This is a genomic window from Acinetobacter lwoffii, assembly GCF_024129685.1.
Lineage (GTDB): Bacteria > Pseudomonadota > Gammaproteobacteria > Pseudomonadales > Moraxellaceae > Acinetobacter > Acinetobacter lwoffii_X.
Genome location: NZ_JAMXXL010000001.1, coordinates 62,763 through 89,460 on the forward strand (window position 1 = coordinate 62,763; position 26,698 = coordinate 89,460).

The following is a 26,698-nucleotide window of genomic DNA, read 5'->3' on the forward strand; positions in this document are numbered from 1 at the left end:
CATCTTAAACAACTTAATATGTTTATGTCGTGTAGTTTTATCATATTCTGTGCTGACAAAGTGTAGCAAATCATTGCAGAATTCAGGTATTGTTTTCTCCGAAAACTCTAAAACGGATTCCGCATATGATTGGCGCATTGATGCTCGACATCGCAGGCACAACCCTCACTCAAGAAGATATTGAACTATTAAGTGCGCCGCAAGTCGGTGGAGTGATTTTATTTGGTCGCAATATCGAATCTCCCGCCCAAGTCCGTGCTTTGACCGATCATATGCGTCAGGTGCGTCCTGATATTTTAATTGCAGTGGATCAGGAAGGCGGTCGTGTACAGCGTTTAAGACAAGGCTTTACCCTGCTGCCTGCCATGGGGAAATTTGGCGAACTTTATACGAGCGATCCACAGCGTGCCCTTGAACTGGCTGAAAAATGCGGCTGGCTGATGGCGACTGAAGTACTGGCTGTCGGAATTGATTTCAGCTTTGCACCGGTACTGGACCTGAATGACATCAGTGATGTGATCGGTGATCGTAGCTTTGCCCAAAATATTCAGGACATTATTCCACTCGCCAGCGCATTTCTAAAAGGTATGAAACGTGCCGGCATGGCCTCAACCGGTAAACATTTCCCAGGTCATGGTTCGGTTAAAGCAGACTCGCATGTTGCTGCAGCAATTGATACGCGCTCCTATGCAGAAATCCAGCAAAAAGACATGCAAACATTTATCCAACTGCAACCACAACTGGATGCGCTGATGCCGGCTCATGTCATCTATAGTCAGGTCGATCCCAATCCGGCAGGCTTCTCTGAATTCTGGATTCAGAAAGTTTTACGTCAGGAGCTTGGTTTTGACGGTGTCCTGTTCTCGGATGATTTAAGCATGCAGGCCGCATGTGTCGCAGGCGGTGCCGATGCCCGAATTCAGGCCTCACTCAAAGCTGGTTGTGATATGGGTCTGGTCTGCAATGATCGTGCAGCACAATGTATTGCACTGGAAGGGATTGTTGATTTGCCCCTCCCGAACCAGCAACGCCTGGAACGCATGCGCGGCAACATCCCGAACATCCAGATTGGTGACGAACTGGATCTGGGTGAAGAATGGCGCGAGATCCGTGATGAAATACTGGCATTTAAACAGAAATCCAGCTAAAACTTTTTAAATCCAATCAATATGAAAAAGGGACACGACAAGGTGTTCCTTTTTCATTATAGTAATGAAAAGGTTACACTATTATTTAATCAACTTAAAAATAAAAAAATAAGGTCAGAACAATATGACAGACTCACTTTCGCAACATCGCCATATTTCTTTTACGGCGCACTATACCGGCTATATCTGGTATCAAATGGGGATCTCACATCCAGCCTTTGTTACATCCAAAGGCAAGTTTCTGGCCAAACTACTGCATCCTCTTGAATCCTGGGCAGAGCGCCATGCTGGCGGTAGCATGCGGACTACACTTAAGCAGCGCCATCAGATGATTGATGAGCATCTGTGTCAACTAATTGAGCAACACCCACAACTTCAGGTTCTTGAAGTTGCCTGCGGCCTATCTCCACGCAGCTGGAATTTCAGACAGAAATTTCCCGCGATTAATTATCGTGAACTGGATCTGCCGGATATGGCCAAGATCAAGACCCAGGCTTTACAGCAGATTGATCAGCATGCACCTGAAGTCCTGACTGCCGATATTTTTAGTGAAGAGCTGGACTGTATTTTTCAGATGTTTAACCGCAACCAGCCCTTAGTGGTCATTAGTGAAGGACTGATTAATTACTTTGATCAGCAGATGTTACGCATTCTGATGCAGGGTATTACAGAAAATGCGCAGTATTTCCCGGCAGTTCACTATCTCAGCGATATTTATCCTGAACCGGTGAAAAATAAACTGGCGAACTTTATCTGGAGCAGTAGCCGTCTGCTTAAATTCATGTCTCGCAGTGCGTTTACCTTTCATTTTAAATCCCCCCAAGAACTGCAGCGCTTTTTTCAAGATGCAGGATTTGACCAGGTTGAGGTACAACAACCACAACGTTATTTTGCCGAGCCTCATCAGCCAAACCCGGCACCAGAACAAGATGAACATTTAGGTGATCTGGTCTGGATGATTCATGCAGTGAAAAAAAGCAGCGTTTAAGTATGCTGTTTTTTAATACTGATATTTTTTAAATTGCCGCATCAAAAACTTCGGCATGTTGCAACATTTTCTGCTGTTTTACAAAAGCCAATAAACGTTCTGCCACTTCAAAACTGCCATGTTTGAATAAGGCACGCAGCTGGGTGTCATCCTGTTCAAAGATCAGGCACTCAATCTGAAATTCCCCAGCTTCATCTTCCAGATGCAGGGCTAAGTCACGTGGATAAGCTGCTGCGCGCACTGCCTGTACTGGATCTAACTCCAGCAATACCCCAAAGAAATTCATGTCCACTATCTCTGCTTTTAAAATGAGATCAGAATGACGATGACTGAGAAAACGTTGTGAATCTTGCACCTGAATCCGCTCTTCACCGCGACGTTCAAGCTGCTGTATCTGCTCAGGGCTAAACGGAATAATTCCCGGCAACTGATCGACCGGTTCATCACGTAAGAAGGTTGCAAACAGATGCATGGTTTCTTTACGACGTTGTAACTGCGGTACATGATCGGCGCCTGCAATTTGTACATACTGCATATTCGGACATTGCAGGGCAAAATTGGCATTCTCATGTGGCAAGGTAAAACTGTCATATTGCCCACATGCCACCAGCACTTTGCACTGTGGAATCGGCACATTGGTCAGACGCAATAAACGGTTGCAATTGATATCATAACGATCCTGTTCGGTGGCCGTAAATTCCGCCATCTGTTTAAAGAACAAACGCTTTGCAGTCGGTGACATCCGGGTTTCTGTTAAACGTGCATGATTCACCAGGTACAAAATGACGGCCTGACCAAATTCATCCATACGCTGTTCTTTCATTAGATGCAAAGACTCTTCCAGCAGCATCCGCCAGCTTTTACGGGTTTTCTGCATCACACCCATCAGGATCATCCGATCGACCAGTTCAGGACGCTGATCTGCCAAACAGGAAGCCACCACTGAACCCAAGGACATACCTAGAATTGCCACTTGCGGCAGCTGCATCTGTTCCAGCCAGCGCCCCAGCATCGCAGCAAGGTCTTCAAGCTCCAGTGTTCCGGCAGACAGCCCCGTATCGACATTACTAATCTGCTGGTTGGCCCCCATGGACGGTAGGTCAATCAGAATGATGGGACCTGCATCAAAAAGCAGTTCTACACAGTATTTGTAGGAATTAAAATTCTGGAAAGCTCCCCCAACAATCACCATGGGTCTTAAATGCAAGGTATCCGGACGGGCGATCGCCATATATTCGATTTTCCAGCCATCCATCCAGGTGGTACGTGGCGGCTGCTTAAAACTGTGCTTATCATAAAGATCAAAAAAACCATCGTGGCTATGTTGTTCCAATACATGGGCGTCCATGTGGATAATGGAATTCATATTCCTTTTCCTCCGTCCTTGCCTTATTTTTATTGTGCAAGTCATGCTTAACAGATCTTATATTTCAGGCGCATTCCGGTGTGCCTGAACACGCATCCTGCTCTTTAATAATTATAAATGACATCAATGTCGCGTGTTTCATTCTATACAGAGCTGCTTTTCACAAGCAACCGCTTCAGTGACCACTTATCTGCTTTTAAACAGAAAACAATTTCAAAATGTTTAGAAGTCAGCGAAAACGGATGATTTTTAACAGATGGGCTTCATTGTGCAGCAGCAGGCTGTTAATATCGAAATGAAATTTCTAAGTGATCAAACCGCTATGCAAGAGTCTATTGAACAATACATGCAAACGGTAGGACAGCAGGCACGCCAAGCGTCTCGCATTTTGGCTCGCGCGTCCACCCAAACTAAAAATAATGCGTTATCCGCTATTTATACGGCTTTGGAAAATAGCCAAACTGCTATTTTGGCTGCTAACCAGAAAGATATGACCAAGGCGCATAACAACAATCTGGACCCTGCCCTGCTTGATCGCTTAGAACTCAACCCCGCACGCTTTAAAAGTATGTTACAGGGCCTAAAAGATGTCATTGGTCTGAAAGATCCAATCGGTGAAATTAGTGATATGGCTTATCGCCCATCCGGCATTCAACTGGGCAAGATGCGTGTACCTTTGGGTGTAGTCGGCATGATCTACGAGTCACGTCCTAACGTCACGTTGGAAGCGGCATCACTCGCGCTAAAATCAGGCAATGCGATTATTTTACGTGGCGGCTCAGAAGCTCTGGAATCGAATCAGGCAATTGCAGTCGCGATTCAGCATGGCCTGAAAGTCGCAGGCTTGCCTGAAGCTGCCGTACAGGTGGTAAATACGACTGACCGCGCTGCAGTGGGCCAGTTGATTACCATGACCGAATATGTGGATGTGATTGTGCCTCGTGGTGGCAAGAGCCTGATCGAACGGATTACCGAGGAAGCACGCGTACCGGTCATCAAACATTTAGATGGCAACTGTCATGTCTATGTGGAAGCTCAAGCGGACTTGTTGAAAGCCTTGCCGATTGCGCTCAATGCCAAAACCCATCGCTATGGCGTATGCAATGCCATGGAAACCCTGCTGGTCGATGAAAAAGTCGCTGAAGAATTCTTGCCACGCATTGCAGAGCTATACCAAGAGAAAAAAGTTGAACTGCGTGGTTGCCGGGAAACCCAGCGTATTCTTGGAGATGCAGTTATTACGGCCACTGAAGAAGACTGGTATACCGAGTATCTGGGTCCGATTCTGGCGATCAAAGTTGTTTCTGGTATAGAAGAAGCCATTGAGCACATCAACAAATATGGCTCGCATCATACTGATTCCATCATTACGGAAAACTACAGTCTGGCTCGCGAATTTCTGGCGGGTGTAGATTCAAGTTCGGTCATGATCAATGCATCTACTCGTTTTGCAGATGGTTTTGAATATGGCTTAGGCGCAGAAATCGGGATTTCGACCGATAAAATCCATGCTCGTGGCCCAGTCGGACTTGAAGGCCTGACTTCGCAGAAATGGATTGTCTTTGGTGATGGTCAGATTCGCCAATAAGTATTCAGATCGCTCATTTAAAACCGCCTCATTTATGAGGCGTTTTTTTATGGGCAGATAAATTCACACTGAAATAGATGGATCAGAACCTTCGGGTCATTTTATTGATAAATCTCTTTATAGAATTGTATGTAGAAACAATATTTGCCTTTTCAGGCGCTAAACTAAAAAACCAATCTGTTCTAAAATAAACTTTAAGCAGAATTGAGTATTCTTATTGATTATATTTTCAGCATCATTTTATTTATAAATGAAAACTATGAACTGATAAATTTTAGTTATTATTGTTAAATCGGTCGATAATGCTTAAGTCTAATCTGCTAAAGTCTATCTAGGACAGAAAAAAAACAAATGTTAAAACATATTCATTGATCTGGATTGCTGCTTCATTGTCCGCAATTGGGTCAAGCAAATGGACGAGAATTTTAATTAAAAATTGGGTAATCAATCGTGTCTAAATCAGTATTAGTTATTAATTGTGGCTCTTCTTCAATCAAGTTTGCATTACTTCTTGAGGAGCAGAATTTCCGTATTCATGGTTTAGCTGAGAACTTAGGCACAGAGAATGCTCGCATTAAAGGTGTGACGGTTGGCAATGAGCCGGTCGATATCCATATTCCATTTGCTGACCACAAAAAAGCACTTGAAGTGGGTCTTGAACGTCTGGCCAACTACCGTCCGGACGCGATCGGTCACCGTGTCGTACATGGTGGCAGCCTGACCAAGGCTGAACTGATCAATGACGAGATTATTGAAAAAATTCGTGAAGCAACGCCGCTTGCGCCATTACACAATCCGGCACACTTAATTGGTATTGAAGCAACCAAACGCTTATTCCCGGAATTACCACAAGTTGCAGTATTTGATACTGCCTTCCATCAAACCATGCCAGCGCATGCTTATCGTTATGCCCTGCCGAAATTTTTATATACTGCTCATGGTGTGCGTCGCTATGGCTTCCACGGGACTAGTCATGCCTATGTTTCAGAACGTGGTTCTGAACTGGCAGGTAGTTTCAAACAAGGTGGCTGGTTAACTGCGCATTTAGGTAATGGTAGCTCGACCTGTGCCGTTTGGAATGGGCAAAGTGTAGATACTTCAATGGGCTTAACTCCGCTTGAAGGCATTGTTATGGGCACACGCAGTGGTGATGTCGATCCAAGCCTGCATAGTTTCTTGGCGAAAAACCTGGGTTGGGACATTTATAAAATTGACAAGATGCTGAATAGCCAAAGTGGTCTTTTGGGTCTGTCTGACCTGTCGAATGACATGCGTACCCTGATTGAAGCTTCAGAACAAGGCAATGAAGATGCCGCACTGGCGATTGAAGTATTCTGCTACCGTTTAGCTAAATCTCTGGCAGCGTTGAGCTGTGGTCTGCCACGTCTTAATGGTCTGTTCTTCACTGGCGGTATTGGCGAAAATTCAGCCTATATCCGCGAAAAGACCATGACTTACCTGCCCCACTTCGGCTTCAATCTGGATAAAAACGCCAACAATGAATTGAAACGCGGTACTGAAGGTCGGATCGATTCAGGTACAGGCCCACAAATCTGGGTAGTGCCAACAGATGAAGAAGGCCGTATCGCACAAGAAGTTCAAAGTGTGGTTGAACTTGAGGTGGAGCGCAATACTGCAAAAAAGTCTAAAGCTGAGGTAACGCCTGCATAAGCAGGCTTAGCCACTTTTTAACTGATTTTTATTATTCTGCGACTGATATCACTTATGAAAACGATTTTATTGGTTCCCACTGGGGAAGGCGTAGGCTTAACTTCTGCATGTTTAGGCCTGATTTATGCACTAGAATGCCAAGGGGTAAAAGCTGGTTTCCTGAAACCTTTTGCCCAGGAATTGAATGAAATCGAAGACCGAACCACGGCTTTGTATCGTCATATTTCTCAAAGTGAAACTGTTGAACCCATCCGTTATAGCAAAGTCTTGCAGCAGATCAATCTGGGTGAACAGGATGAATTGCTTGAAGAAGCGGTACGTCTGCATCGTCAAATCGCCAAACAGCATGACCTGATTATTGTCGAAGGTCTGCTGCCAAATACTCAGGACAGTTTTGCCGATGATTTGAATGCTTCACTGGCACAAGCTCTTGATGCCAAAGTTATTGTGGTCAGCAATGCCAATATTCAGCAGCCAAGCCAAACCGCAGACAAAGTTGAACATCAGCTGCGTAATTTTGGTGGCGCTAGCTCTACCCGTCTGGCAGGTATCATGTTAATGCGCACCAAAGGCCTGCCTGAAGAATCTGCGCAGATTCCTGTCACGCTGAATCCAGATTTACGCCTTAAAGCTGAAACCGCCGAATTTATTACAGCTATTCAGCAGACGCATCCGCATATTGGTTCTGAAAAATTGCCAGTGATTGGCTTGGTGCCTTTCAGTAAAACCTTAAGTGTGCCACGCATGTCTGATCTGGCTGCCCATATTTCTGCTTACTGGATTAATGAAGGCGAAGCCAAACAGCGCCGTGTGCAACACAGTAGTCTGATTTCAGCCAATATTGAACATGAACTACATAAGTTTGTAGCTGGCGAATTAATTATTAGTGCCTCTGACCGGATTGATGTATTACTGGCAAGTAGTCTGGCCAGCAGTAATGGGATTCCTTTGGCCGGTCTGGTGCTGACTGAACATCAACAGCCAAATGATCATGTACTGGAATTCTGCCAGGCTGCCATCAAGCAAGGTTTACCGATTTTACATACACCACTCAGCACGTTTGAAACCGCACAAAAACTGGCAAATCTCAGCAATGAAATTCCAGTGGATGATACCGAACGTGCAGATCAGGTGACACGTTTTGTTTCAAGCCATATCAATCCGGAATGGCTGAATCAAATGTTGAATGGTTCTTATAAGCCACGTCTGTCACCTTCCGCTTTCCGTCATGAACTGGTACAGAAATCGATTGCTGCGAAAAAACGTATTGTACTGCCAGAGGGTGATGAACCGCGTACCGTACAGGCTGCGGCCATTTGTCAGGCGCGTGGTATTGCACAGTGTATTTTGCTGGCCAAGCCTGAAGCTGTGCTAGAAGTAGCCAAAGCTCGTGGTATTGAATTGCCTGAAGATCTGGAAATTCTTGATCCGGATCTGGTGCGTGAAAACTACATCGACAAGATGGTGGAGCTGCGTAAAGGCAAGCTCAACGAACTACAGGCCCGTGAACAACTGCAAGATACAGTAGTACTTGGCACCATGATGCTGGCGCTGGATCAGGTTGACGGTTTGGTGTCGGGTGCAGTGCATACCACGGCGAATACGGTACGTCCTGCTTTCCAGCTGATTAAGACTGCTCCGGATTACTCACTGGTATCTTCCGTATTCTTTATGCTGTTGCCAGATGAAGTCTATGTGTATGGTGACTGTGCGATCAATCCGGACCCTGATGCAGAACAGCTGGCTGAAATTGCAATCCAGTCCGCTGATTCTGCCAAAGCCTTTGGTATAGATCCACGCATTGCCATGATTTCCTATTCGACAGGAACTTCGGGTACTGGCGCTGATGTGGAAAAAGTCGCGGAAGCTACACGCATTGCCAAAGAACGTCGTCCTGACCTGTTGATTGATGGGCCATTACAATATGATGCAGCATCGGTGGAAAGCGTGGGGCGCCAAAAGGCACCTGATTCACAAGTGGCTGGACGTGCCAATGTATTTATTTTCCCGGATCTGAATACCGGTAACACGACCTATAAAGCGGTACAACGTGCTGCCAATGTAGTCAGTGTCGGGCCAATGCTGCAAGGCTTGAATAAGCCTGTGAATGACCTGTCGCGTGGTGCTCTGGTTGATGACATCGTGTTTACCATTGCCTTAACCGCGATTCAGGCCGAGCAACAAGAAGCTTAATACTTCTTGAATTTAAGTTTTCCAAACCATCTGATTGAAAAATCAGGTGGTTTTTTTGTAGAAAAATAACCCTAGCTTCAATAAATTTAGCACGTGATCATCATCTCATTTTAATACACAATAAAAATGCCAGTCTTTCGAACTGGCATTTTCAACGATTACCCATAAAGTCTGTGACATAAAAAATTGAGCTGAGGCAGCCCTGCTTTTCAGTCCACTGACTTTAATTTTTTATAAGGTGGTCCACTCTTTATGCACGTCTTCCGCCGTTTTATTGAGCACCACACTATCGTCTTTGATTTCGCTTACCCAACTCAAGGGAATCAGATGATGCTCATTATTTTCATCATCACTTCTTGTTAATTTAATTGAATCCTGACCTTCTAAATGGTCCACCTTCCCGACTTGAGTACCACATGAAGCAATGACTGAAGCATGTTCTTTAATATCACTTGCATTAAAATTGTTCATTCTACTTGCCTGTTTCTAGAAGTTGAGAGAAACAGTCTAAGCAATAAAAAATGCCGCATGTGTAAGGGTTTTCAGGCTTTGAGTTTTTCTGGGTTAAAAATGTAAATGGTCAACATGGCTTGAGTAAACTATAGGCAAGATACTTTTTAAATTTGAGTTTTCAAATATTTTTATAACTAGATTTGAAGATTTGAAGATTTGAAGATTTGAAGATTTGAAGATTTGAAGATTTGAAGATTTGAAGATTTGAAGATTTGAAGATAGTGTAAATCAATAAAACCTTAAAATAGGAGAAAGAAGATAAGCTTAGGCTTGCTCTTCTTTCTGACCATACATCCAAGTTGCAGCGATATATACACAAAAACCAGCTGCCATCAAAATACCTGTAACCATTGTTAGGATCTCCTTTATTTGATAGCTGCATTATGTAAAAGTTTTATGACAGTTATATGACAATCTGGTTTTTATTAAATTTAAAATAAATAATAAAATTCAAATACTTAATATAATATCAGAAAAATTATGCGTATTTTTAATCTGAAATATGACACTGAATATGACAACTTGCTGTCATATTTGACCCATTGAATAGCTAAAGTCCTTGCTCAGATTGCTTAAACTATAAACTTTCGGCCAATGCTCGCCCAAAATGCCCACAACCCGATTCTTTTGTCTTATAATTTAGCCCGCTAGCTATCAGCCCGCTCAAGAGATATTTGTATGACAACTATTATCAAGCAAGATGACTTGATCACATCGGTTAAAGATGCGCTTCAGTTCATTTCTTACTATCACCCACAAGACTTTATCCAAGCGATGAGCCGTGCGTATGATCGTGAAGAGAACAAAGCTGCTAAAGATGCGATCGCACAAATCTTAATTAACTCACGCATGTGTGCAGAAGGCCACCGCCCAATCTGTCAAGATACCGGTATCGTCAACGTATTTGTTGAAGTGGGCATGGACGTTAAATTCGATTTAACCATGAGCCTGGATGATGCAATCAATGAAGGCGTACGTCAGGGTTATTTAGAAAACTCGAACGTGCTTCGCGCATCAGTTCTGGCCGATCCTGCATTTGGTCGTAAAAATACCAAAGACAACACCCCTGCCGTGATTTACCACAAGCTTGTGCCTGGTAATAAAGTAGATATCACTGTGGCAGCCAAAGGTGGCGGTTCAGAAAACAAATCTAAACTGGCAATGTTAAACCCGTCTGATTCAATCGTGGATTGGGTACTAAAAACGGTTCCAACCATGGGTGCAGGCTGGTGTCCACCAGGTATGCTGGGGATCGGGATTGGTGGTACTGCTGAAAAAGCCATGATGCTTGCCAAAGAAGCATTGATGGAAGAGATCAACATGGACGAATTGCTTCGTCGTGGTCCACAAAGCAAAATGGAAGAGCTTCGTATCGAAATCTTCGAAAAAGTAAATGCTTTGGGTATTGGTGCACAAGGTCTTGGCGGTTTAACCACTGTACTTGATATTAAAATCAAGGATTACCCTTGTCACGCTGCTGGTAAACCAGTCGGTATGATCCCGAACTGTGCTGCGACTCGTCATGCACACTTCCAGTTAGATGGTACAGGTGTTGCACACATTCAAGCACCTAAACTTGAAGACTACCCAGCTGTGACTTGGGATTCTTCATCTTCTAAACGTGTTGACCTCGACACGATTACCCAAGAAGAAATGAATACCTGGAAACCAGGCGATACACTTCTTCTTAACGGTACAATCTATACAGGCCGTGACGCTGCGCATAAACGTATGGTGGATATGCTGAACAACGGTGAAGAACTTCCTGTTGACTTGAAAGGCAAGTTTATCTACTACGTAGGTCCAGTCGATCCAGTCGGTGATGAAGTCGTTGGTCCTGCAGGTCCAACAACGGCTACGCGTATGGACAAATTCACACGCCAAGTCCTTGAGGCAACTGGCATGTTCGGCATGATCGGTAAAGCAGACCGCGGTCCTGCTGCCGTTGAAGCCATTAAAGACAACCAGGCAACTTACCTCATGGCTGTCGGTGGTGCTGCTTACTTAGTATCTAAAGCCATCCGTGAAGCTGAAGTGGTTGCCTTTGCTGACCTAGGTATGGAAGCAATTTACAAGTTTGTGGTAAAAGATATGCCGGTATCGGTAGCAGTTGATGTGAATGGTACTTCTATTCACGCGACTGCACCTAAAATCTGGCAAGCAAAAATTGGTAAGATTCCAGTAGTTGACGCTGCTGCGGGCTAATTTTTACTGCAAGAAAAAAAGCACCCTGAATGGGTGCTTTTTTATTGTGTTTGCTTAAAGAAATGTCCAAATTACCAAGTCCGTGGATCCCAAAGTTTAAAAGGTGCTTTCAACTGTACATCTAATGATGGATCATAAGCAGTCGGTTCAATTTTTTGGGCTTTTTTACGAATCTGGCCTGTTTCCTGATCTTGTGCCACAAAGTTAAAACTGTCTGATTTTAGCTGAGTAAAAGCAATTTCGTTCAGACCAACTTTTTCCGGCATCAGCATGAGTGGCCCTGAAACACTCCGGCGTGTACTGATATTCTCTTCATCATATTTAATAAAATAAGACTGTCCCGCTTCGACAGTAAAATCCAGATATTTAGGTTTCTGGAAATGCAGCGCGCCTAGCGGTCGACTGGTACTCAAACGATAGGTCCCTGCAGGCACTTCAATCCAGTAATAATGGTTGTGCAATAAGCTTGGAATATGTTCTTGATTGATAAACAGGCTGGCAGCGACAATTTCCTGACGATTCCATTTAGAATCGGGCCGGTATAAATACACGATGGCGGCTTCATCATGCTGCGGTTTCACCGTCTGAAACTGGTTGCCCTGCTTTTGATTGACCCAACCGCCAATGGTAAACATGCCGATACGATGCTGCTCGACGAAGCCCGGTTTTTTTTCAAGATCGATATTTTTTAAAGTGCTGAGTGGCTGTGTAGGCTCAACGACGGCTTTCTTACCATGACACCCCAGCAATGCCAAACTGCTGATGAGTACAATTGCGACTCCACGCATGCTTATCCCTCACTGCGTTTTTATTCTTTTGTATGCAAGTGCTTTGCGATTTGTTTTTTATAAGTTTTAGGCATCCACGCCTAGTGAATCAGATTAACACCGAGCTTTATTTTTGGAAATAAAAAACGTGCGAAAACACGGAGTTTTCGCACGTTTCGGACGAATAGCAATTAAGCGGATTTGCTATTCACGACCTTTAAATCTATTTTTGTCGCAGTCTCTTGCTGATCATGTGGCTGACGCTCGGCACGGTATTCCGGCTCTGCTTCACCTTTAATCACGGCTTCATTGATGACGACAGTGCCGACATCGCTACGGCTTGGCAAGTCATACATGGTTTCCAGCAATGAATTTTCTAGGATCGAACGTAGACCACGTGCACCTGTATTACGCTCAACTGCTTTCTTAGCCACTGCACGTAATGCCGATTCTTCAAAAACCAGATCCACATCTTCCATATCAAACAGATGTTGATACTGACGGGTTAACGCATTCTTCGGCTCAGTCAGAATCTGCATCAATGCTTCTTCATCCAACTCGTCCAAAGTGGCAATTACTGGCAAACGACCAATAAATTCTGGAATCAAACCAAATTTTACCAGGTCAGTTGCTTCAACTTGACGGAACAAGTCAGAAAGCTTCTTGGTTTCATCTTTTTTACGCACTTCTGCAGTAAAGCCGATACCACCTTTTTCCTGACGCTGCTGCACAATTTTCTCAAGTCCTGAGAATGCACCACCACAGATAAACAGGATGTTCGAGGTATCAATCTGAATGAATTCCTGCTGCGGATGCTTACGTCCACCTTGTGGCGGAATTGATGCAACCGTGCCTTCAATCATTTTCAATAATGCTTGCTGAACACCTTCACCTGATACATCACGCGTGATGGATGGGTTTTCAGACTTGCGGGTAATCTTGTCGATCTCGTCGATATAGATAATCCCCTTTTGCGCTTTTTCGACATCGTAATCTGCTTTTTGCAAAAGCTTCTGTACGATGTTTTCTACATCTTCACCCACATAACCGGCTTCGGTCAGTGTCGTTGCATCTGCCATGGCAAATGGAACATCCAGAAGACGTGCCAGCGTTTGTGCAAGCAAGGTTTTGCCCGATCCTGTCGGACCAACCAACATAATATTACTTTTTGAAAGCTCGACTGAATCATCAGCTTTCTTGCCATTATTTTGCACTTTCAAGCGCTTGTAATGGTTATAAACCGCAACTGACAAGGTTTTTTTCGCGACGTCCTGACCAATCACATATTGATCCAAGGCCGCACGAATTTCATGCGGTTTCGGCAAAGGACGATTGGCCCAGTCATTGGTTTCCACCTGCTGACTGGTTTGAACCAAATCTAAGCATACGTCCACACATTCGTTACAAATGTATGCGTCCTCGCCTGCAATCAGCTTCCCGACTTCAGACTGCGTTTTACCGCAAAATGAACAATGCTTTTGTCCTTGAGGATGTTCGGACATATTTACTCCACTATCTCAATCTTTAAAACTTATGGACGTTTAGTTAAAACTTCGTCCACAAGACCGTATTCTTTCGCTTGCTGAGCAGTCATAAAGTTGTCACGGTCTGTATCACGTGCAACTTTCTCGTAATCCTGACCGCTGTGTTCAGCCATTAAACGGTTTAAACGTTCTTTAATAAACAGGATTTCACGTGCATGAATTTCAATATCTGAAGCCTGACCACGGAAACCACCCAATGGCTGGTGAATCATGACACGGGCATTTTCAAGGCAATAACGCTTGCCTTTGGTACCGGCATTCAGCAGGAACGCACCCATTGATGCTGCCTGACCCATGCAGTACGTTACGACATCAGGTTTGATAAACTGTATGGTGTCATAAATCGCCATACCCGCAGTTACCGAACCGCCTGGTGAATTGATATATAGATGAATATCTTTATCTGGATTTTCCGCCTCTAAAAACAACATTTGCGCAACGATCAGGTTCGCCATGTTGTCTTCAACTTCGCCCGTCATAAAAATTACACGTTCACGCAAAAGGCGTGAATAAATATCAAAAGAACGCTCACCACGAGAGGATTGTTCTACCACCATTGGCACTAAAGCGTTTTCAATCGTTGGAACATACATACGTTTATTTATTCCTAAATTTTTTGTGACCTAACCCATAATCACAATATGAGGTATAATCACTGAAATTGCAAAAAATTCGCCAACAAATCCATTATATTTTTTGCATTAGTTTTGTGAAAAACAGAAATGCTTTTTTCAGGCATCAATATGAAAAAAAGGCGCATTAAGCGCCTTTTTTATCGAAAGCTAAATTAGCCTTGTTGACGAGCTTGCTGCTCTTTCAATAAGTCTTCATAGCTTACAGTCGCATCAGTTACTTTAGCAGAAGCCAAAATGTAATCAACAACTTGGTCTTCTAGTACAACTGCTTCGATTTGAGCACGCTGTTGCGCATCGTTTTTGAAGTATTCGATCACTTCGTTTGGATCTTCGTAAGAAGAAGCCATATCTTCGATGTACGCTTCAACACGTGCAGCATCTACTTCGATTTTCGCATCAGCTAAAACACGGCTTACAAGTACGCCAAGTTTTACAGATTTTTCAGCTTGTTCTTTGAACAATTCGTCTGGAAGCATGCTTGAATCAAATGCTTTCGCACCTTGAGCACCAAACTGCTGTGTGAACTGCTGGATCATTTGTTGACGTTGACGGTCAATTTCTTGAGCAAGCATAGCAGCTGGAAGTTCAACTTCGTTTGCAGCTACAAGTGCATCGAAAGTCGCGCCTTTAACCTGATTGCGAAGGCCGTTCTTCACTTCACGTTCCATGTTTTTACGAACGTCAGCTTTTAACTTCTCAATGCCTTCTTCTTCAGATACACCGAAGATTTTCAGGAATTCAGCATCGATTTCTGGAAGTTTTTGTTTTTCAACAAGCTTCACAGTGATTTTGAATTGAGCTTGTTTACCAGCAAGGTTTTCAGCTTGGTAGTCTTCAGGGAAAGTTACATCAATCACTTTCTCTTCGCCTTTCTTCATACCAACGATACCGTCTTCGAAGCCAGGGATCATACGACCAGAACCAAGTACTAGTTTGAAGTCTTCTGCAGAACCGCCTTCAAATTTTTCGCCGTCGATTGAACCTTCAAAATCAAAAGTTACTTGCATGTCTTTTTTAGCCATGCCTTTTGTTTCAGCCCAAGAAGCGCGTTGTTTTTGAAGATTTTCAATCATCTTTTCAACATCTTTGTCATTCACTTCTGAAGCTTTGCGTTCAACTTCCAAGCCTTCGAATTTCACGTCAACTTCTGGATAAACTTCAACAGTCGCTTCATAAACTAAAGCGTCGTCTTTCATTTCAGTTTTTTCAATGTTCGGCATGCCTACGGCATTGATTTTTTCTTGCTGGATCGCTTCGAAAACTGTATCACGAATGATGTCGTTGACAACTTCTTGGTAGATACCAGCGCCGTATTCACGACGAACGACGTTTACAGGCACTTTACCTGGACGGAAGCCGTTGATCTTCGCAGTTTTAGCAGTGCGTTTTAAACGAGCTTCAAATTGCTCATTAATACGGCTCGTCGGTACAGAAACATTTAAACGACGGGCAACGCCCGAAACCGCTTCAGAAGTTACTTGCATGGCTTCCTCTATATATTTGGTAATAACAGGTTTATAAAAATGTGCCACATTATATGACAACATTTAAGGATATACAAAAAATACGCGCGAGTTCCAGTTTTTAAGTCTTTTTTATTCGAATTGCTACCCTTTCAAATATTCAGTCAACCCCACTTAAATGCAGAAAATGTATATTTTTTATTGCAAATGATAAGTACTATCATTAATATCCAGTTTCTTATTTGAGCAACAATACTAATTTATTCTTCGGTTCGGGAATTTGGTCATGCATAGTTTTAGTCTTCGTCCACTTACATTGGCAATTCTTGGGGTTACAGCAACATCTGCTTTTGCAGAGACTGTGAATGAGACAACGACTCCTACAACAACACATCAAATGTCTACGATTGTGGTTTCAGCAGCAGGTTTTGAACAAGATATAAAAAATGCGCCTGCCTCTATTAGTGTAGTAACTGCAGAAGACTTAAAGAAAAAAGGTATTACCAGTATTGCAGATGCGCTCAGTGAAGTACCAGGTGTCGACGTACGAAATGGCCAAGGCAAAACTGGTGGTTTAAATATCCAAATGCGTGGTCTGAATCAATCTTACACTCTTATTTTGATCGATGGTCAGCGTCAGAATACTTCTGGTTCAGTTGGTCCAAATGGTTTTGGTGAATTTAGTACAAGCTTTATGCCACCATTAGCTTCTATTGAACGTATTGAAGTCATTCGTGGGCCTATGTCTACCCTCTATGGTTCTGATGCCATGGGCGGTATCATTAACATTATTACCAAGAAAGTTGCATCAGAATGGAATGGTAACGTTTCTGTTGAACAGAATATTCAAGAAAATTCTGATATTGGTAATAACTGGAAAACCAGTGCAGTTGTTAATGGTCCAGTGATTCAAGATAAACTTGGTATACAAGTACGTGGCGAGTTTTTCCACCGCGATCAATCAGATCGACTTGTTACACCCGCAAAAACTATTGATGAAGGTAGCCAAGGTCGTGACCCACGTACAGTAGAAGCAAATAATTATGCTGTGGGTACAAAACTTACGCTAAATATAAATGATAACGTCTCTACTTGGGTAGACTTTGATCATGCTAAACAACGTTTTGATAATAGTGATGCCCGTTTAGGTGAACTTTACGAATTCAACCGTACGACAGGTTTACCATCAGGGATTGGTTCATATAAAGACGAGATCAAATTCTTAAGAGATCGTATTTCTGCAGGTGTAGATGCTGAGCTTAACTTAGGTCAATGGAAAACATTTGCAAGCTATGTTTCTTCTGAACAAGAAGGCCGTCGTCTTCCAAAAGGAAATGTACCTGAATACAATTATTATTCAGATGGTACACAAGATCGTATTTTAGAAAATAAAGACCTAACCGTTGATTCTCGTATTATCTCAACACTTGGCAACCATAAACTTACAGCTGGTGTTGAATATAAAGATGGTGAAACCATCGATAACTCAGCAGGTAATGGAGTTGCTTTTAAACAAGATTCTTGGTCTGTGTTCGCTGAGGATGAATGGAATCTAACGGATTCTCTTGCATTCACTTTCGGTGGTCGCTACGAAGACCATAGTGCTTTTGGTGGTCACTTTACACCTCGCGCATATTTAGTTTGGAACACCAATGATCAGTTGATTTTAAAAGGTGGTATAAGTACTGGCTATAAAGTTCCAACAGCGAATGACCTTCATAATGGAATCAATGGTTTTAGCTCACAAGGCCGAAACGTGACTTTGGGCAACCCAGATCTTAAGCCTGAAGAAACCACAAACTATGAACTTGGTTTCGTTTACGACAACTTGTCTAATTTCTCTTTAGCTACCACTGCGTTCTTTACTCAGTTTAAAGATATTATTATCAGTGATGCACGCGTCGTTGAAAACTGTTTATGGGCAGGTCGCCCAACAGGACAAGCACCTGCAAACAACTGCATGACTGTAGGCAGTTTTGATAATCAGCAAAACTTTAGCTTTAAAGGCAATGCAGGCGAAGCTGAAAGCTACGGTGTGGAACTTAGTGCTAAATATGAAATTTCTCCAAGCTTTGATGTAAAAGCAAACTATACTTGGTTAGAGTCTGAAATTACCGAAGGTGAAAATAAAGGTAATCCTATTGAAAATACACCTCGTCACGCTTTGAACTTCACAGGAACTTGGTATGTGAATGATAAGTTCACTACCTGGTTAGAAGCTGAATATAAATCTGACCGTGTACGTTTCATAGATCCTGATTTAAGCGATGTCAATGTAAGTCGTGAAATTGATGCTGTCGGCAATAAGTTAAAAGCCTATGAGCTATTTAATTTAGGTGCATCTTATAAAGTCAACAATCAAGTTACTGTTTCAGGTCGTGTGAATAACTTATTGAACAAAGACTTTGGCGACTATAAGTCATTTATTAATAGTGATAACGAAGTTGAAAATGCTTTCCTATATACTAAAACGACGAGTGGTTTAGCGGGTACTTATATTCCAGACCGTAACTACTGGCTATCTGTTTCATATGACTTCTAATATTTAAGTGAAAGTTATTTAAAACCCTGCCCTGGCAGGGTTTTTTATTATCGCTAGGTTAGTACTCCACGAAAAATCCCTAATTTATGTCCCTTTATAGACATCATTATTCTCAATAAAAATTTAATAATCAGATTAATTTTTCAATATTTATTAAAATCAAAAACTTAAGTAGATATTGTTATATCATTACATTTAAAAACTCATTTAATATTTTCTTAAAGATCATGAATTCCCATGATAAAAAGATAGAAATAAAAACAAGAATCATTATTATTCGCATACATTTTTAGCATTCATTTATTAGGTTTAACATGACCTTCATTAAAACACGTAAAAAAATCGTTTCCTCTGCAATTGTTTCATCTTTATCAATGGTAGCTGCATCTGCGATGGCAGAAGAACAGGTGATCCAGTTAGAGACTATTCATCAAGAAGTCAAAGCTGAACAAGCACCCAGCTTAAAAGTAGATCAATCTGCGAATAGCAAATTTGTTGCGCCTTTACTCGACACCCCCAAGTCAGTTTCAGTGATTTCAAAACAGCTGATTGCCGATACACAAGTGACGACTTTAGCTGATGCACTGCGTACAGTTCCGGGGATTACCTTGGGTGCAGGTGAAGGTGGTAATCCGAATGGTGACCGTCCATTTATTCGCGGTTATAACTCTGAAAGCTCGATGTATGTAGACGGCGTTCGTAATGCCACTTCACAAAACCGTGAAATGTTTGCGGTAGAACAAGTTGAAGTGACCAAAGGTTCTGCTTCTGCCATGGGCGGTGCAGGCACCACTGGCGGTAGCATTAATATGATTTCTAAAGTCGCTAAAGCAGGCGATTTTCTAGAAGGCTCGGTCGCTGGCGGCACTGACAATTACCAACGTATTACTTTAGATGGCAACAAAGATTTTGGTAACGGCATTGCTGCACGTGTTGCCGTCATGGGACATCAAAACGAAAAAGCAGGCCAGAAAGACGGTGCAGAATATAAACGTGCCGGGATTGCACCGAGTATTAGCTTTGGTCTGGACACCTCTACTCGCGCGACTTTAAGTTATTACTACTTAAAAACCGATGACACACCAGATTCAGGTATTCCCTATAACAACCCATTTGGTGCTCCAAGAACTGCAACAGCAACAGACTATCGTCCATTAAATGGCAACGGCAAGCCAATTGACGTTAAACAAGGTCAATATTACGGCTGGAAAGATCGTGACTTCCAGAAACAGGAAAATCAGATCGGAACCATCAAATTAGAACATGATTTAACTGATAATCTAACCATTAGCAATACTGCTGTGTATGGCAACTCTAAGAATGATTACCTGTGGACCAATCCAGATGACTCTCAGGGTAACTTTTACAACAAAGCAGGTTTTACAAGTGAATTAACAGGAAATGTCTGGGCGCGTGCCAACTCACGTGTGGCAAATACTGATGCTTTTACCGACCAACTTGCTTTAACCGGTAAATTTAATACCGGTATGCTTAAACATAGTTTTAATCTAGGTGCCGAATATTCAGACCAAGAAACTGACCGTACCCAATACATTATCGATGGTGTTAACGCTACAGGTAATGTACACAATGCCTGTAACGCTGGTGATATTACTTCAGGCTGGTGTACTTCGGTACAAAACCCAAACCGTGGGCCATGGACAGGTACATTAAGTACCAATGGTGCCGACCAGTACAATATTCAAAGCAAATCCAAGTCTGTTTATTTCCTAGATAGTATTGAATTCACCCCTCAGTGGCTTTTAGATTTGGGCGTTCGTTGGGATGACTACTCAACTGAGCAAACCATGACTTATGGTGCACGAAATAATGCGGTTACTGGTGCAAACAATACACCGATTACAGCAAGTGCTGGCGATCAAGTGACGATTAAAAATGATAAAGATTTTATCAACTATCAAGCTGGTCTTACTTTTAAACCGGTTGAAAATGGCAGCATCTATGCAAGTTATGCGACTTCGTCTAATCCAGTCGGTGTAGATGGTGGCGATGGTTCTGAAGGGATTACAGCTGCAATCAATAATCTTAAACCTGAAGAAGTCCGCACTATGGAACTAGGAACCAAATGGGATGTCTTGAATGATAAGCTCAACTTGACTGCAGCTATTTTCCGTACCGAAAAAACCAATACTCGTGCGACCGGAGATGATGGCACCACAAGTAATATTGGTGAAACTCGTGTCGATGGTATTGAGCTTGGTGTAAATGGGAACATCACAGATAAATGGGCAGTTTCTGCAGGTTATACTTATTTAGACAGTGAGTTAGTTGATGGTGGTTATGAAAATATTGGCACTACAGCAGCTACAATCTACATTTCCAATAGAAGTAATGGTAATCAGGTTCAAAACGTCGCGAAAAACAGTGCAACCCTTTGGACTACTTATGCAGTAACTCCTGCTTTAACCCTAGGTGCTGGTGCCGTCGCAATGGATAAAGTCTATGGTAATGCTACTAATACCAAGTTTGTACCAGGCTATGTTCGCTATGATGCCATGGCACGTTATAACGTGAATAAAAACGTTGATTTGCAATTAAACCTTAATAACCTGTCTGATGAACGCTATTTCACAAAAGCCTATTCATCTCATTATGCGACCGAAGCAGAAGGCCGTAGTGCAGTGTTAGCAGTCAACTTTAAATATTAATTCAATGCAACCGCATAGCCTCCTGATGGGGGCTATGTTATTTTTAAAATACGATTATTCAGGGGTTTCTCGTGCTGCATCATATTCCAAATGTACTGAGCAAAGAACAGGTGCAATATTTCCGTGAGGAGATGAATAAGATTGAGTGGGTCAATGGCAAAGTTACCGCGGGTACACTCTCTGCCACCGTGAAACAGAATCAGCAATTACCTGAAGATCATCCCCTGACCCAGCATTTAAGCACAATCATTCTTGAATCTCTGGGACAGCATGCTTTATTTTTATCAGCTGCAATTCCTCTGGATATTATTCCTCCCCTGTTTAACCGCTATGAAAATAATGAATCTTTCGGCTTTCATGTCGACAATTCGATTCGTCGTATCCGTGGCAGCAATGAACGCCTTAGAACGGATTTATCCTGTACGGTTTTCTTGAGTGAACCTGAAGAATATGTCGGTGGTGAACTGGTGGTCGAAGACACTTATGGTTATCACGAAGTAAAATTGCCTGCCGGCGATATGATTCTGTATCCGTCGACCAGCCTGCATGAAGTCACGCCAATCACTTCCGGTTGTCGAATTGCTTCATTTTTTTGGGTACAAAGCATGATCCGGGATGATGCAGAGCGGCATATGCTGTTTAATCTGGATCAGAGTATTCAAAACCTGAGAATGCAGCTGGGCGATCAGCATGCAGAAGTGATGAAACTGACCAATCTGTATCATAATTTAATGCGTAAATGGGCTGAACTTTAAAAGATGCCCTGACGTCAATGATCTTTGAAAATCATTGGATTTATTTTTTATTAAAATATACTGCCTTATGGCACTATTGAACGTAATAAATAACGCATTATGTCCAAATTGAGAAAATATAAAATACGATATTTAAAATAAGTGAAAATATTTTTCACCACTTAAACTTTATAAGAAAATCTTTATTACCATACGACTAAAATCCATAAAAATAGCAAAAACTTTTCGGGATAAGTGGATTAAACTTTAAATTATAAGTAAGGCATTTAGTACATTTGGTGAAGCTAAACCACCAATATTTAGACCATATTTCAGGTTTGAACCAGACTGTCACTAAAACCCAATGAATAGACAAAATCTATGCCGCTGACCCACGCACCGCTTTAACCAAGATTACGGTACCCAAGTTAGCATAAGGAGCTCTCTCATGATGTTGGCTGATCCAAGTAAAAAATACCGTCGCATGTATCAACGTGTGGATTTACCAGACCGTCAATGGCCGAACAATGAAATCAACAAAGCGCCAATCTGGATGAGTACCGACCTGCGTGACGGTAACCAAGCGATCTTTGAGCCAATGAACATGGAGCAGAAATTCAAGATGTTCCAGATGTTGGTGAAAATCGGTTTCAAGCATATTGAAATCGGCTTCCCGTCAGCATCACAAATTGACTTTGACTTTACCCGTAAATTGATTGAAGAAGGTCATATTCCGGATGACGTTTATATCGAGGTCTTGGTTCAGGCACGTGATCATTTGATTCAACGTACCTTTGAATCTTTACAAGGTGCGAAACGTGCCATTGTACATATCTATAATTCTAACTCGCCGACATTCCGCAACAAAGTCTTGAATGTTGATGTTGAAGGTGCAAAACAGTTAGCCATTAATGCTGCACAGAAAGTAAAAGAATATGCCGCAAAACAGCCGGAAACTGAATTCGTATTTCAGTACAGCCCGGAGTGTTTTACTGCAACCGAATTAGAAGTCGCGAAAGATGTCTGCGATGCCGTCACTGAAATCTGGGAAGCATCTCCAGAGAATAAAGTGATCTTGAACTTGCCTGCAACGGTAGAAGTTTCAGGTCCACACATCTATGCCGATCAAATCGAATGGATGCACCGTAACATTCAGCGTCGTGATGGCGTGATCATTTCAGTTCACTGCCACAACGACCGTGGCTGTGGCATTGCCGCTTCTGAATTGGCAATTATGGCTGGTGCTGACCGGGTTGAAGGCTGTGTCTTCGGAAATGGTGAGCGTACCGGTAACGTCGACGTGGCTGCGATTGCCTTGAACATGTATACCCAAGGTGTAGCACCAAACTTGGATTTCTCCAACATCAATGAAATCATTGCGACTGTGGAAGAATGTACTGGTTTACCTGTGCACCCGCGTCATCCTTATGCCGGTGATTTGGTGTTTACTGCATTCTCGGGTTCGCATCAGGATGCCATCAAAAAAGGTTTCGAGTTCCAGAAAAACGAAGAAATCTGGGATATGCCGTACTTGCCAATCGACCCGAAAGATTTAGGCCGTGATTATGACGCCGTGATCCGTGTTAACTCACAATCAGGTAAAGGCGGTATTGCTTACTTGTTAGAATCGAACTACAACGTGATCTTGCCGCGTCGTTTACAGATTGAATTCTCTCAGATCGTACAAAAACGTACCGATGAGCAAGGCACTGAAATCAGCGCGACCGAAATCTGGAAGTTGTTCAAGGAAACCTATGTGGATGCTAAAAACGTTCACTATTCTGCGAAAAACTACAAATTGTCAGATGACAATGGCAATCAGGTGATTGAGCTTGATCTTGAAATTGATGGCCAGTCACGTCGTGTTCGTGGTGAAGGCAATGGTCCAATTTCTGCGATTTTGGATGCACTTCAGTTGCCGATTGACGTGGTGAACTATGAAGAGCGCAGCATCAGTTCAGGTGCTCATGCCAAAGCCTTGGCTTTGATCGAACTTCAAGTGAAAGGTACTGGTAAATCTGCCTTTGGTGCCGGGGTACATGACAACATCGTGACCTCTTCCATCGAAGCAATTATTGCCTCGACCAACCGTCTGATTGATCAGGGTGTTTTAAGCACTGATCAGGTGATTGCTGCTGCGGTCTAAACGGCTGTATTAGAATTAGCAATAATTCATAGCACTAAAATGACTTTAGAAGGATACCGGCAAATGGTATCCTTTTATTATTCATACTAAAGATTTAAGGCGAATCCTCCCCGTGTCTTTTCCAGCTGACTCAGTGGGCATTGTTGTCCCACAAAAGTTCCAATTTGAAGAGCCGTTAGAGCTTGAATGCGGTCGCATCCTCCCACGTTTTGAACTGATGGTTGAAACTTATGGCGAACTCAATGCCGATAAGTCCAATGCCATTCTGATTTGTCATGCCCTTTCCGGTCATCACCATGCTGCTGGCTATCATCATGAAGATGATAAAAAAGCCGGCTGGTGGGATTCATGTATTGGTCCCGGCAAAGCTATTGATACGTCAAAATTCTTTGTGGTTTCACTGAATAATATTGGTGGCTGTAGCGGCTCTACCGGCCCGATCTCGCCAAACCCTGAAAATGACAACCGTCCTTATGGCCCCGATTTTCCATTGGTTACGGTACGTGACTGGGTCAAAACCCAAGCCCTGCTCTCTGATCGTTTAGGAATTGATACCTGGGATGCCATCATTGGCGGTTCACTGGGTGGCATGCAGGCATTGCAATGGTCAGTGGATTATCCAAACCGTTTAAGAAAATGCGTGATTATTGCCAGCGCGCCAAAGCTTTCAGCACAAAATATTGCCTTTAACGAAGTGGCACGTCAGTCGATTTTGTCAGACCCAGATTTCCATAATGGCCGTTATCTGGAAAATGACAGCTATCCTAAACGTGGCCTGATTCTGGCACGTATGGTCGGCCATATTACCTACCTGTCCGAAGAAGCCATGAAGCAGAAGTTTGGCCGCGATTTGAAATCAGGCAAATTTATGTATGGTTTCGATGTTGAATTTCAGGTCGAAAGCTATTTGCGTTATCAGGGTGAACAGTTCAGCCGTAACTTCGATGCCAATACCTATCTGATCATGACCAAGGCACTGGATTACTTTGATCCGTCGCGTGAATATGAACAGTCGCTCAAAAAAGCCATGGCCAATACCCAGTGCAAGTTCCTGGTGGTGTCATTCACCACTGACTGGCGTTTTACTCCTGCCCGCTCGCAAGAAATCGTGGACGCCTTAATTAGCAACCATAAACCTGTCAGCTATCTGGATATTGATGCCGAACAGGGTCATGACTCTTTCCTGTTCCCGATTCCGCTCTATGTAAAATCTTTGCGTGCATTCCTGGGAGGTGAAGAACACCTGAAAGCAACACCAAAGGAGGCCGTATAATGCGTATCGATCAACAACTCGCTGAAAAGTGGATTAAGCCCGGTTCTAGCGTACTTGATCTCGGTTGTGGCGATGGTGAACTGCTGGCACAAATGAGTAAAAAGCACGATATTCGTGCATACGGATTAGAAATTGATCAGGAAAAGATTGCAATTGCAGTCAGTCGCGGGTTAAATATCATCCAGCAAGACTTAAACCTCGGCTTAAGCCGCTTTGCTGACCAGTCTTTTGACAACGTGGTCATGGCACAAGCTTTGCAAGCTGTAGATGCGCCTGACGTATTATTACGTGATATGGTGCGTGTGGGGAAACAGGCTATTATTACCTTCCCAAACTTTGCCCACTGGAAGACCCGTTCTTTCTTGGCAATCAAAGGGAGAATGCCGGTTTCTGAAGCCTTGCCGTATATGTGGTATAACACCCCGAATATCCACTTATGTACATTTCGTGATTTTGAAGCACTTTGTGCGGAAAATAACATCAAAATTATTAATCGACTCGCTGTGAACGGGAATCAAGAAGATAGTTTGCTGAGCAAGCATCTCCCTAATCTATTTGGTGAAGTCGCAATTTATCGAGTGAGCGCGCTATGAAAAAATTATTATTAAGTACGACGCTACTGGCTGGACTTTTTGGCATGCAAGCCCATGCAGATTATGTTGCACCGAGTCCTTCTGTTGCCAGTCAAGCGGCTCAGTATTCCATTATGGATATCAATAGTCTGACCAAAGCGGCGAAAGCCGGTCAGGCGGGTGCACAGTTTTATCTGGCCACCAAATACCAGTATGGTAAAGACATCCAGAAAGATGAACGTCAGGCCTTTGCTTGGTATAAAGCAGCAGCCGATCAAGGTCTGGCAGTTGCTCAGCTAAATGTCGGCCGTATGCTAGCCGATGGCATTGGTACCAGAAAAGATGAAGCGCTGGCGCGTCAGTATTTTGAAAAAGCGGCCAGCCGTGGCGATAACCGTGCCAGCTTTAACCTGGCAATGATGGAAGAGAAAAAGAAAAACTATATGGGCGCTTACCAGTGGTATGAACTTTCTACCCGTGATGGCATGCTCGACAATAAGGTGATTACGCTGTCCGAAGGCAGAAAAACTGCCTTGGCGGCGAATTTAACCCAAGAGCAGATCCGTCAGGCGCGTGATCGTGCCGACAGATGGATTCAGGCACAATAAGCTGAATGGTATAAATAGCACCTTCGGGTGCTTTTTTATTGCCGCAAATTCTTCATCCGTTGCTAAAATAACA

Annotated in this window: 19 protein-coding genes; 13 read left to right on the forward strand and 6 right to left on the reverse strand. The window is 43.0% G+C overall.

What is annotated here, in order from left to right; all coding sequences use genetic code 11:
* Positions 1 to 125: 125 nt before the first annotated feature.
* Both nagZ and NI464_RS00295 read left to right on the forward strand, forming a co-directional pair.
* Positions 126 to 1,148: a beta-N-acetylhexosaminidase gene (gene nagZ, locus NI464_RS00290; RefSeq protein WP_153567008.1), complete on the forward strand. Its 1,023-nt coding sequence runs from the start codon at positions 126 to 128 to the stop codon at positions 1,146 to 1,148.
* Positions 1,149 to 1,272: 124 nt separating this feature from the next.
* Entirely contained in the window at positions 1,273 to 2,136 is an 864-nt protein-coding gene (locus NI464_RS00295) for a class I SAM-dependent methyltransferase (RefSeq protein WP_153567009.1), read from the forward strand.
* 28 nt (positions 2,137 to 2,164) lie between these two features.
* On the opposite strand, the gene NI464_RS00300 is transcribed toward NI464_RS00295, so the two are convergent.
* The gene (locus NI464_RS00300) at positions 2,165 to 3,502 is read right to left on the reverse strand and encodes an alpha/beta fold hydrolase (protein ID WP_253137575.1); all 1,338 of its coding nucleotides are present in this window, start codon (positions 3,500 to 3,502) and stop codon (positions 2,165 to 2,167) included.
* Positions 3,503 to 3,824: 322 nt separating this feature from the next.
* Between NI464_RS00300 and NI464_RS00305 the strand changes: the two genes are divergently transcribed.
* The 3 genes from NI464_RS00305 to pta all read left to right on the forward strand — a co-directional run bounded on the left by NI464_RS00305 (position 3,825) and on the right by pta (position 8,954).
* Complete coding sequence (locus NI464_RS00305; RefSeq protein WP_114542263.1) at positions 3,825 to 5,090, forward strand: glutamate-5-semialdehyde dehydrogenase; 1,266 nt, start codon at positions 3,825 to 3,827, stop codon at positions 5,088 to 5,090.
* A gap of 450 nt (positions 5,091 to 5,540) precedes the next feature.
* Positions 5,541 to 6,761: an acetate/propionate family kinase gene (locus NI464_RS00310; protein WP_114542258.1), complete on the forward strand. Its 1,221-nt coding sequence runs from the start codon at positions 5,541 to 5,543 to the stop codon at positions 6,759 to 6,761.
* Between the two features lie 54 nt (positions 6,762 to 6,815).
* The gene (gene pta / locus NI464_RS00315) at positions 6,816 to 8,954 is read left to right on the forward strand and encodes a phosphate acetyltransferase (RefSeq protein ID WP_247143239.1); all 2,139 of its coding nucleotides are present in this window, start codon (positions 6,816 to 6,818) and stop codon (positions 8,952 to 8,954) included.
* Positions 8,955 to 9,185: 231 nt separating this feature from the next.
* Here the strand turns inward: pta and NI464_RS00320 are convergent, their stop codons facing one another.
* Positions 9,186 to 9,425, reverse strand: a complete 240-nt coding sequence (locus tag NI464_RS00320; RefSeq protein WP_005107915.1) for a DUF2171 domain-containing protein — start codon at positions 9,423 to 9,425, stop codon at positions 9,186 to 9,188.
* Positions 9,426 to 10,145: 720 nt separating this feature from the next.
* Between NI464_RS00320 and NI464_RS00325 the strand changes: the two genes are divergently transcribed.
* The gene (locus tag NI464_RS00325; protein WP_253137576.1) at positions 10,146 to 11,672 is read left to right on the forward strand and encodes a fumarate hydratase; all 1,527 of its coding nucleotides are present in this window, start codon (positions 10,146 to 10,148) and stop codon (positions 11,670 to 11,672) included.
* Between the two features lie 71 nt (positions 11,673 to 11,743).
* Here the strand turns inward: NI464_RS00325 and NI464_RS00330 are convergent, their stop codons facing one another.
* The 4 genes from NI464_RS00330 to tig form a co-directional block, all read right to left on the reverse strand.
* Positions 11,744 to 12,460, reverse strand: a complete 717-nt coding sequence (locus NI464_RS00330; RefSeq protein ID WP_004729543.1) for a DUF2846 domain-containing protein — start codon at positions 12,458 to 12,460, stop codon at positions 11,744 to 11,746.
* A gap of 170 nt (positions 12,461 to 12,630) precedes the next feature.
* Complete coding sequence (gene clpX / locus NI464_RS00335; protein WP_004278407.1) at positions 12,631 to 13,941, reverse strand: ATP-dependent protease ATP-binding subunit ClpX; 1,311 nt, start codon at positions 13,939 to 13,941, stop codon at positions 12,631 to 12,633.
* A gap of 29 nt (positions 13,942 to 13,970) precedes the next feature.
* Positions 13,971 to 14,576, reverse strand: a complete 606-nt coding sequence (gene clpP, locus NI464_RS00340; protein WP_253137577.1) for an ATP-dependent Clp endopeptidase proteolytic subunit ClpP — start codon at positions 14,574 to 14,576, stop codon at positions 13,971 to 13,973.
* 194 nt (positions 14,577 to 14,770) lie between these two features.
* Positions 14,771 to 16,102 (reverse strand): trigger factor, encoded by a 1,332-nt coding sequence (tig, locus tag NI464_RS00345; RefSeq protein ID WP_086044917.1) that lies wholly within the window; start codon positions 16,100 to 16,102, stop codon positions 14,771 to 14,773.
* Between the two features lie 265 nt (positions 16,103 to 16,367).
* Here tig and NI464_RS00350 point away from each other — a divergent pair, with 265 nt between their 5' ends.
* The 7 genes from NI464_RS00350 (at position 16,368) to NI464_RS00380 (ending at position 26,625) form a co-directional block, all read left to right on the forward strand.
* Positions 16,368 to 18,623 carry a TonB-dependent receptor domain-containing protein gene (locus NI464_RS00350; protein WP_253137578.1) on the forward strand — a complete coding sequence of 752 codons (2,256 nt, stop codon included), beginning with the start codon at positions 16,368 to 16,370 and terminating at the stop codon, positions 18,621 to 18,623.
* 314 nt (positions 18,624 to 18,937) lie between these two features.
* A complete protein-coding gene (locus tag NI464_RS00355) occupies positions 18,938 to 21,292 on the forward strand; it encodes a TonB-dependent receptor (protein ID WP_253137579.1) in 2,355 nt (784 codons plus the stop codon).
* 71 nt (positions 21,293 to 21,363) lie between these two features.
* On the forward strand, positions 21,364 to 22,047 hold the full coding sequence (locus tag NI464_RS00360; protein WP_216986526.1) for a Fe2+-dependent dioxygenase: 684 nt from the start codon (positions 21,364 to 21,366) through the stop codon (positions 22,045 to 22,047).
* A 427-nt stretch (positions 22,048 to 22,474) separates the two neighbouring features.
* A complete protein-coding gene (leuA, locus tag NI464_RS00365; RefSeq protein ID WP_004278413.1) occupies positions 22,475 to 24,172 on the forward strand; it encodes a 2-isopropylmalate synthase in 1,698 nt (565 codons plus the stop codon).
* A 112-nt stretch (positions 24,173 to 24,284) separates the two neighbouring features.
* Positions 24,285 to 25,445, forward strand: coding sequence for a homoserine O-succinyltransferase MetX (metX, locus tag NI464_RS00370; RefSeq protein WP_180087113.1), 1,161 nt, complete (start codon positions 24,285 to 24,287; stop codon positions 25,443 to 25,445).
* Positions 25,445 to 26,038 (forward strand): methionine biosynthesis protein MetW, encoded by a 594-nt coding sequence (gene metW, locus NI464_RS00375; protein WP_004278415.1) that lies wholly within the window; start codon positions 25,445 to 25,447, stop codon positions 26,036 to 26,038. Before metX ends, metW begins: the two co-directional genes overlap by 1 nt.
* Positions 26,035 to 26,625 carry a tetratricopeptide repeat protein gene (locus NI464_RS00380; protein ID WP_004647420.1) on the forward strand — a complete coding sequence of 197 codons (591 nt, stop codon included), beginning with the start codon at positions 26,035 to 26,037 and terminating at the stop codon, positions 26,623 to 26,625. The genes metW and NI464_RS00380 overlap by 4 nt, the downstream gene beginning before the upstream one ends.
* Positions 26,626 to 26,698: the final 73 nt, after the last annotated feature.

Excerpts from the sequence above, each read along its gene's own strand:
- NI464_RS00350 (WP_253137578.1), top strand. The coding sequence starts at position 16,368 with ATGCATAGTTTTAGTCTTCGTCCACTTACATTGGCAATTCTTGGGGTT.
- NI464_RS00320 (WP_005107915.1), bottom strand. The coding sequence starts at position 9,425 with ATGAACAATTTTAATGCAAGTGATATTAAAGAACATGCTTCAGTCATT.
- clpP (WP_253137577.1), bottom strand. The coding sequence starts at position 14,576 with ATGTATGTTCCAACGATTGAAAACGCTTTAGTGCCAATGGTGGTAGAA.
- tig (WP_086044917.1), bottom strand. The coding sequence starts at position 16,102 with ATGCAAGTAACTTCTGAAGCGGTTTCGGGCGTTGCCCGTCGTTTAAAT.
- NI464_RS00355 (WP_253137579.1), top strand. The coding sequence starts at position 18,938 with ATGACCTTCATTAAAACACGTAAAAAAATCGTTTCCTCTGCAATTGTT.
- clpX (WP_004278407.1), bottom strand. The coding sequence starts at position 13,941 with ATGTCCGAACATCCTCAAGGACAAAAGCATTGTTCATTTTGCGGTAAA.
- pta (WP_247143239.1), top strand. The coding sequence starts at position 6,816 with ATGAAAACGATTTTATTGGTTCCCACTGGGGAAGGCGTAGGCTTAACT.
- NI464_RS00300 (WP_253137575.1), bottom strand. The coding sequence starts at position 3,502 with ATGAATTCCATTATCCACATGGACGCCCATGTATTGGAACAACATAGC.
- NI464_RS00325 (WP_253137576.1), top strand. The coding sequence starts at position 10,146 with ATGACAACTATTATCAAGCAAGATGACTTGATCACATCGGTTAAAGAT.
- NI464_RS00295 (WP_153567009.1), top strand. The coding sequence starts at position 1,273 with ATGACAGACTCACTTTCGCAACATCGCCATATTTCTTTTACGGCGCAC.
- NI464_RS00380 (WP_004647420.1), top strand. The coding sequence starts at position 26,035 with ATGAAAAAATTATTATTAAGTACGACGCTACTGGCTGGACTTTTTGGC.
- NI464_RS00305 (WP_114542263.1), top strand. The coding sequence starts at position 3,825 with ATGCAAGAGTCTATTGAACAATACATGCAAACGGTAGGACAGCAGGCA.
- NI464_RS00330 (WP_004729543.1), bottom strand. The coding sequence starts at position 12,460 with ATGCGTGGAGTCGCAATTGTACTCATCAGCAGTTTGGCATTGCTGGGG.
- leuA (WP_004278413.1), top strand. The coding sequence starts at position 22,475 with ATGATGTTGGCTGATCCAAGTAAAAAATACCGTCGCATGTATCAACGT.
- metW (WP_004278415.1), top strand. The coding sequence starts at position 25,445 with ATGCGTATCGATCAACAACTCGCTGAAAAGTGGATTAAGCCCGGTTCT.
- nagZ (WP_153567008.1), top strand. The coding sequence starts at position 126 with ATGATTGGCGCATTGATGCTCGACATCGCAGGCACAACCCTCACTCAA.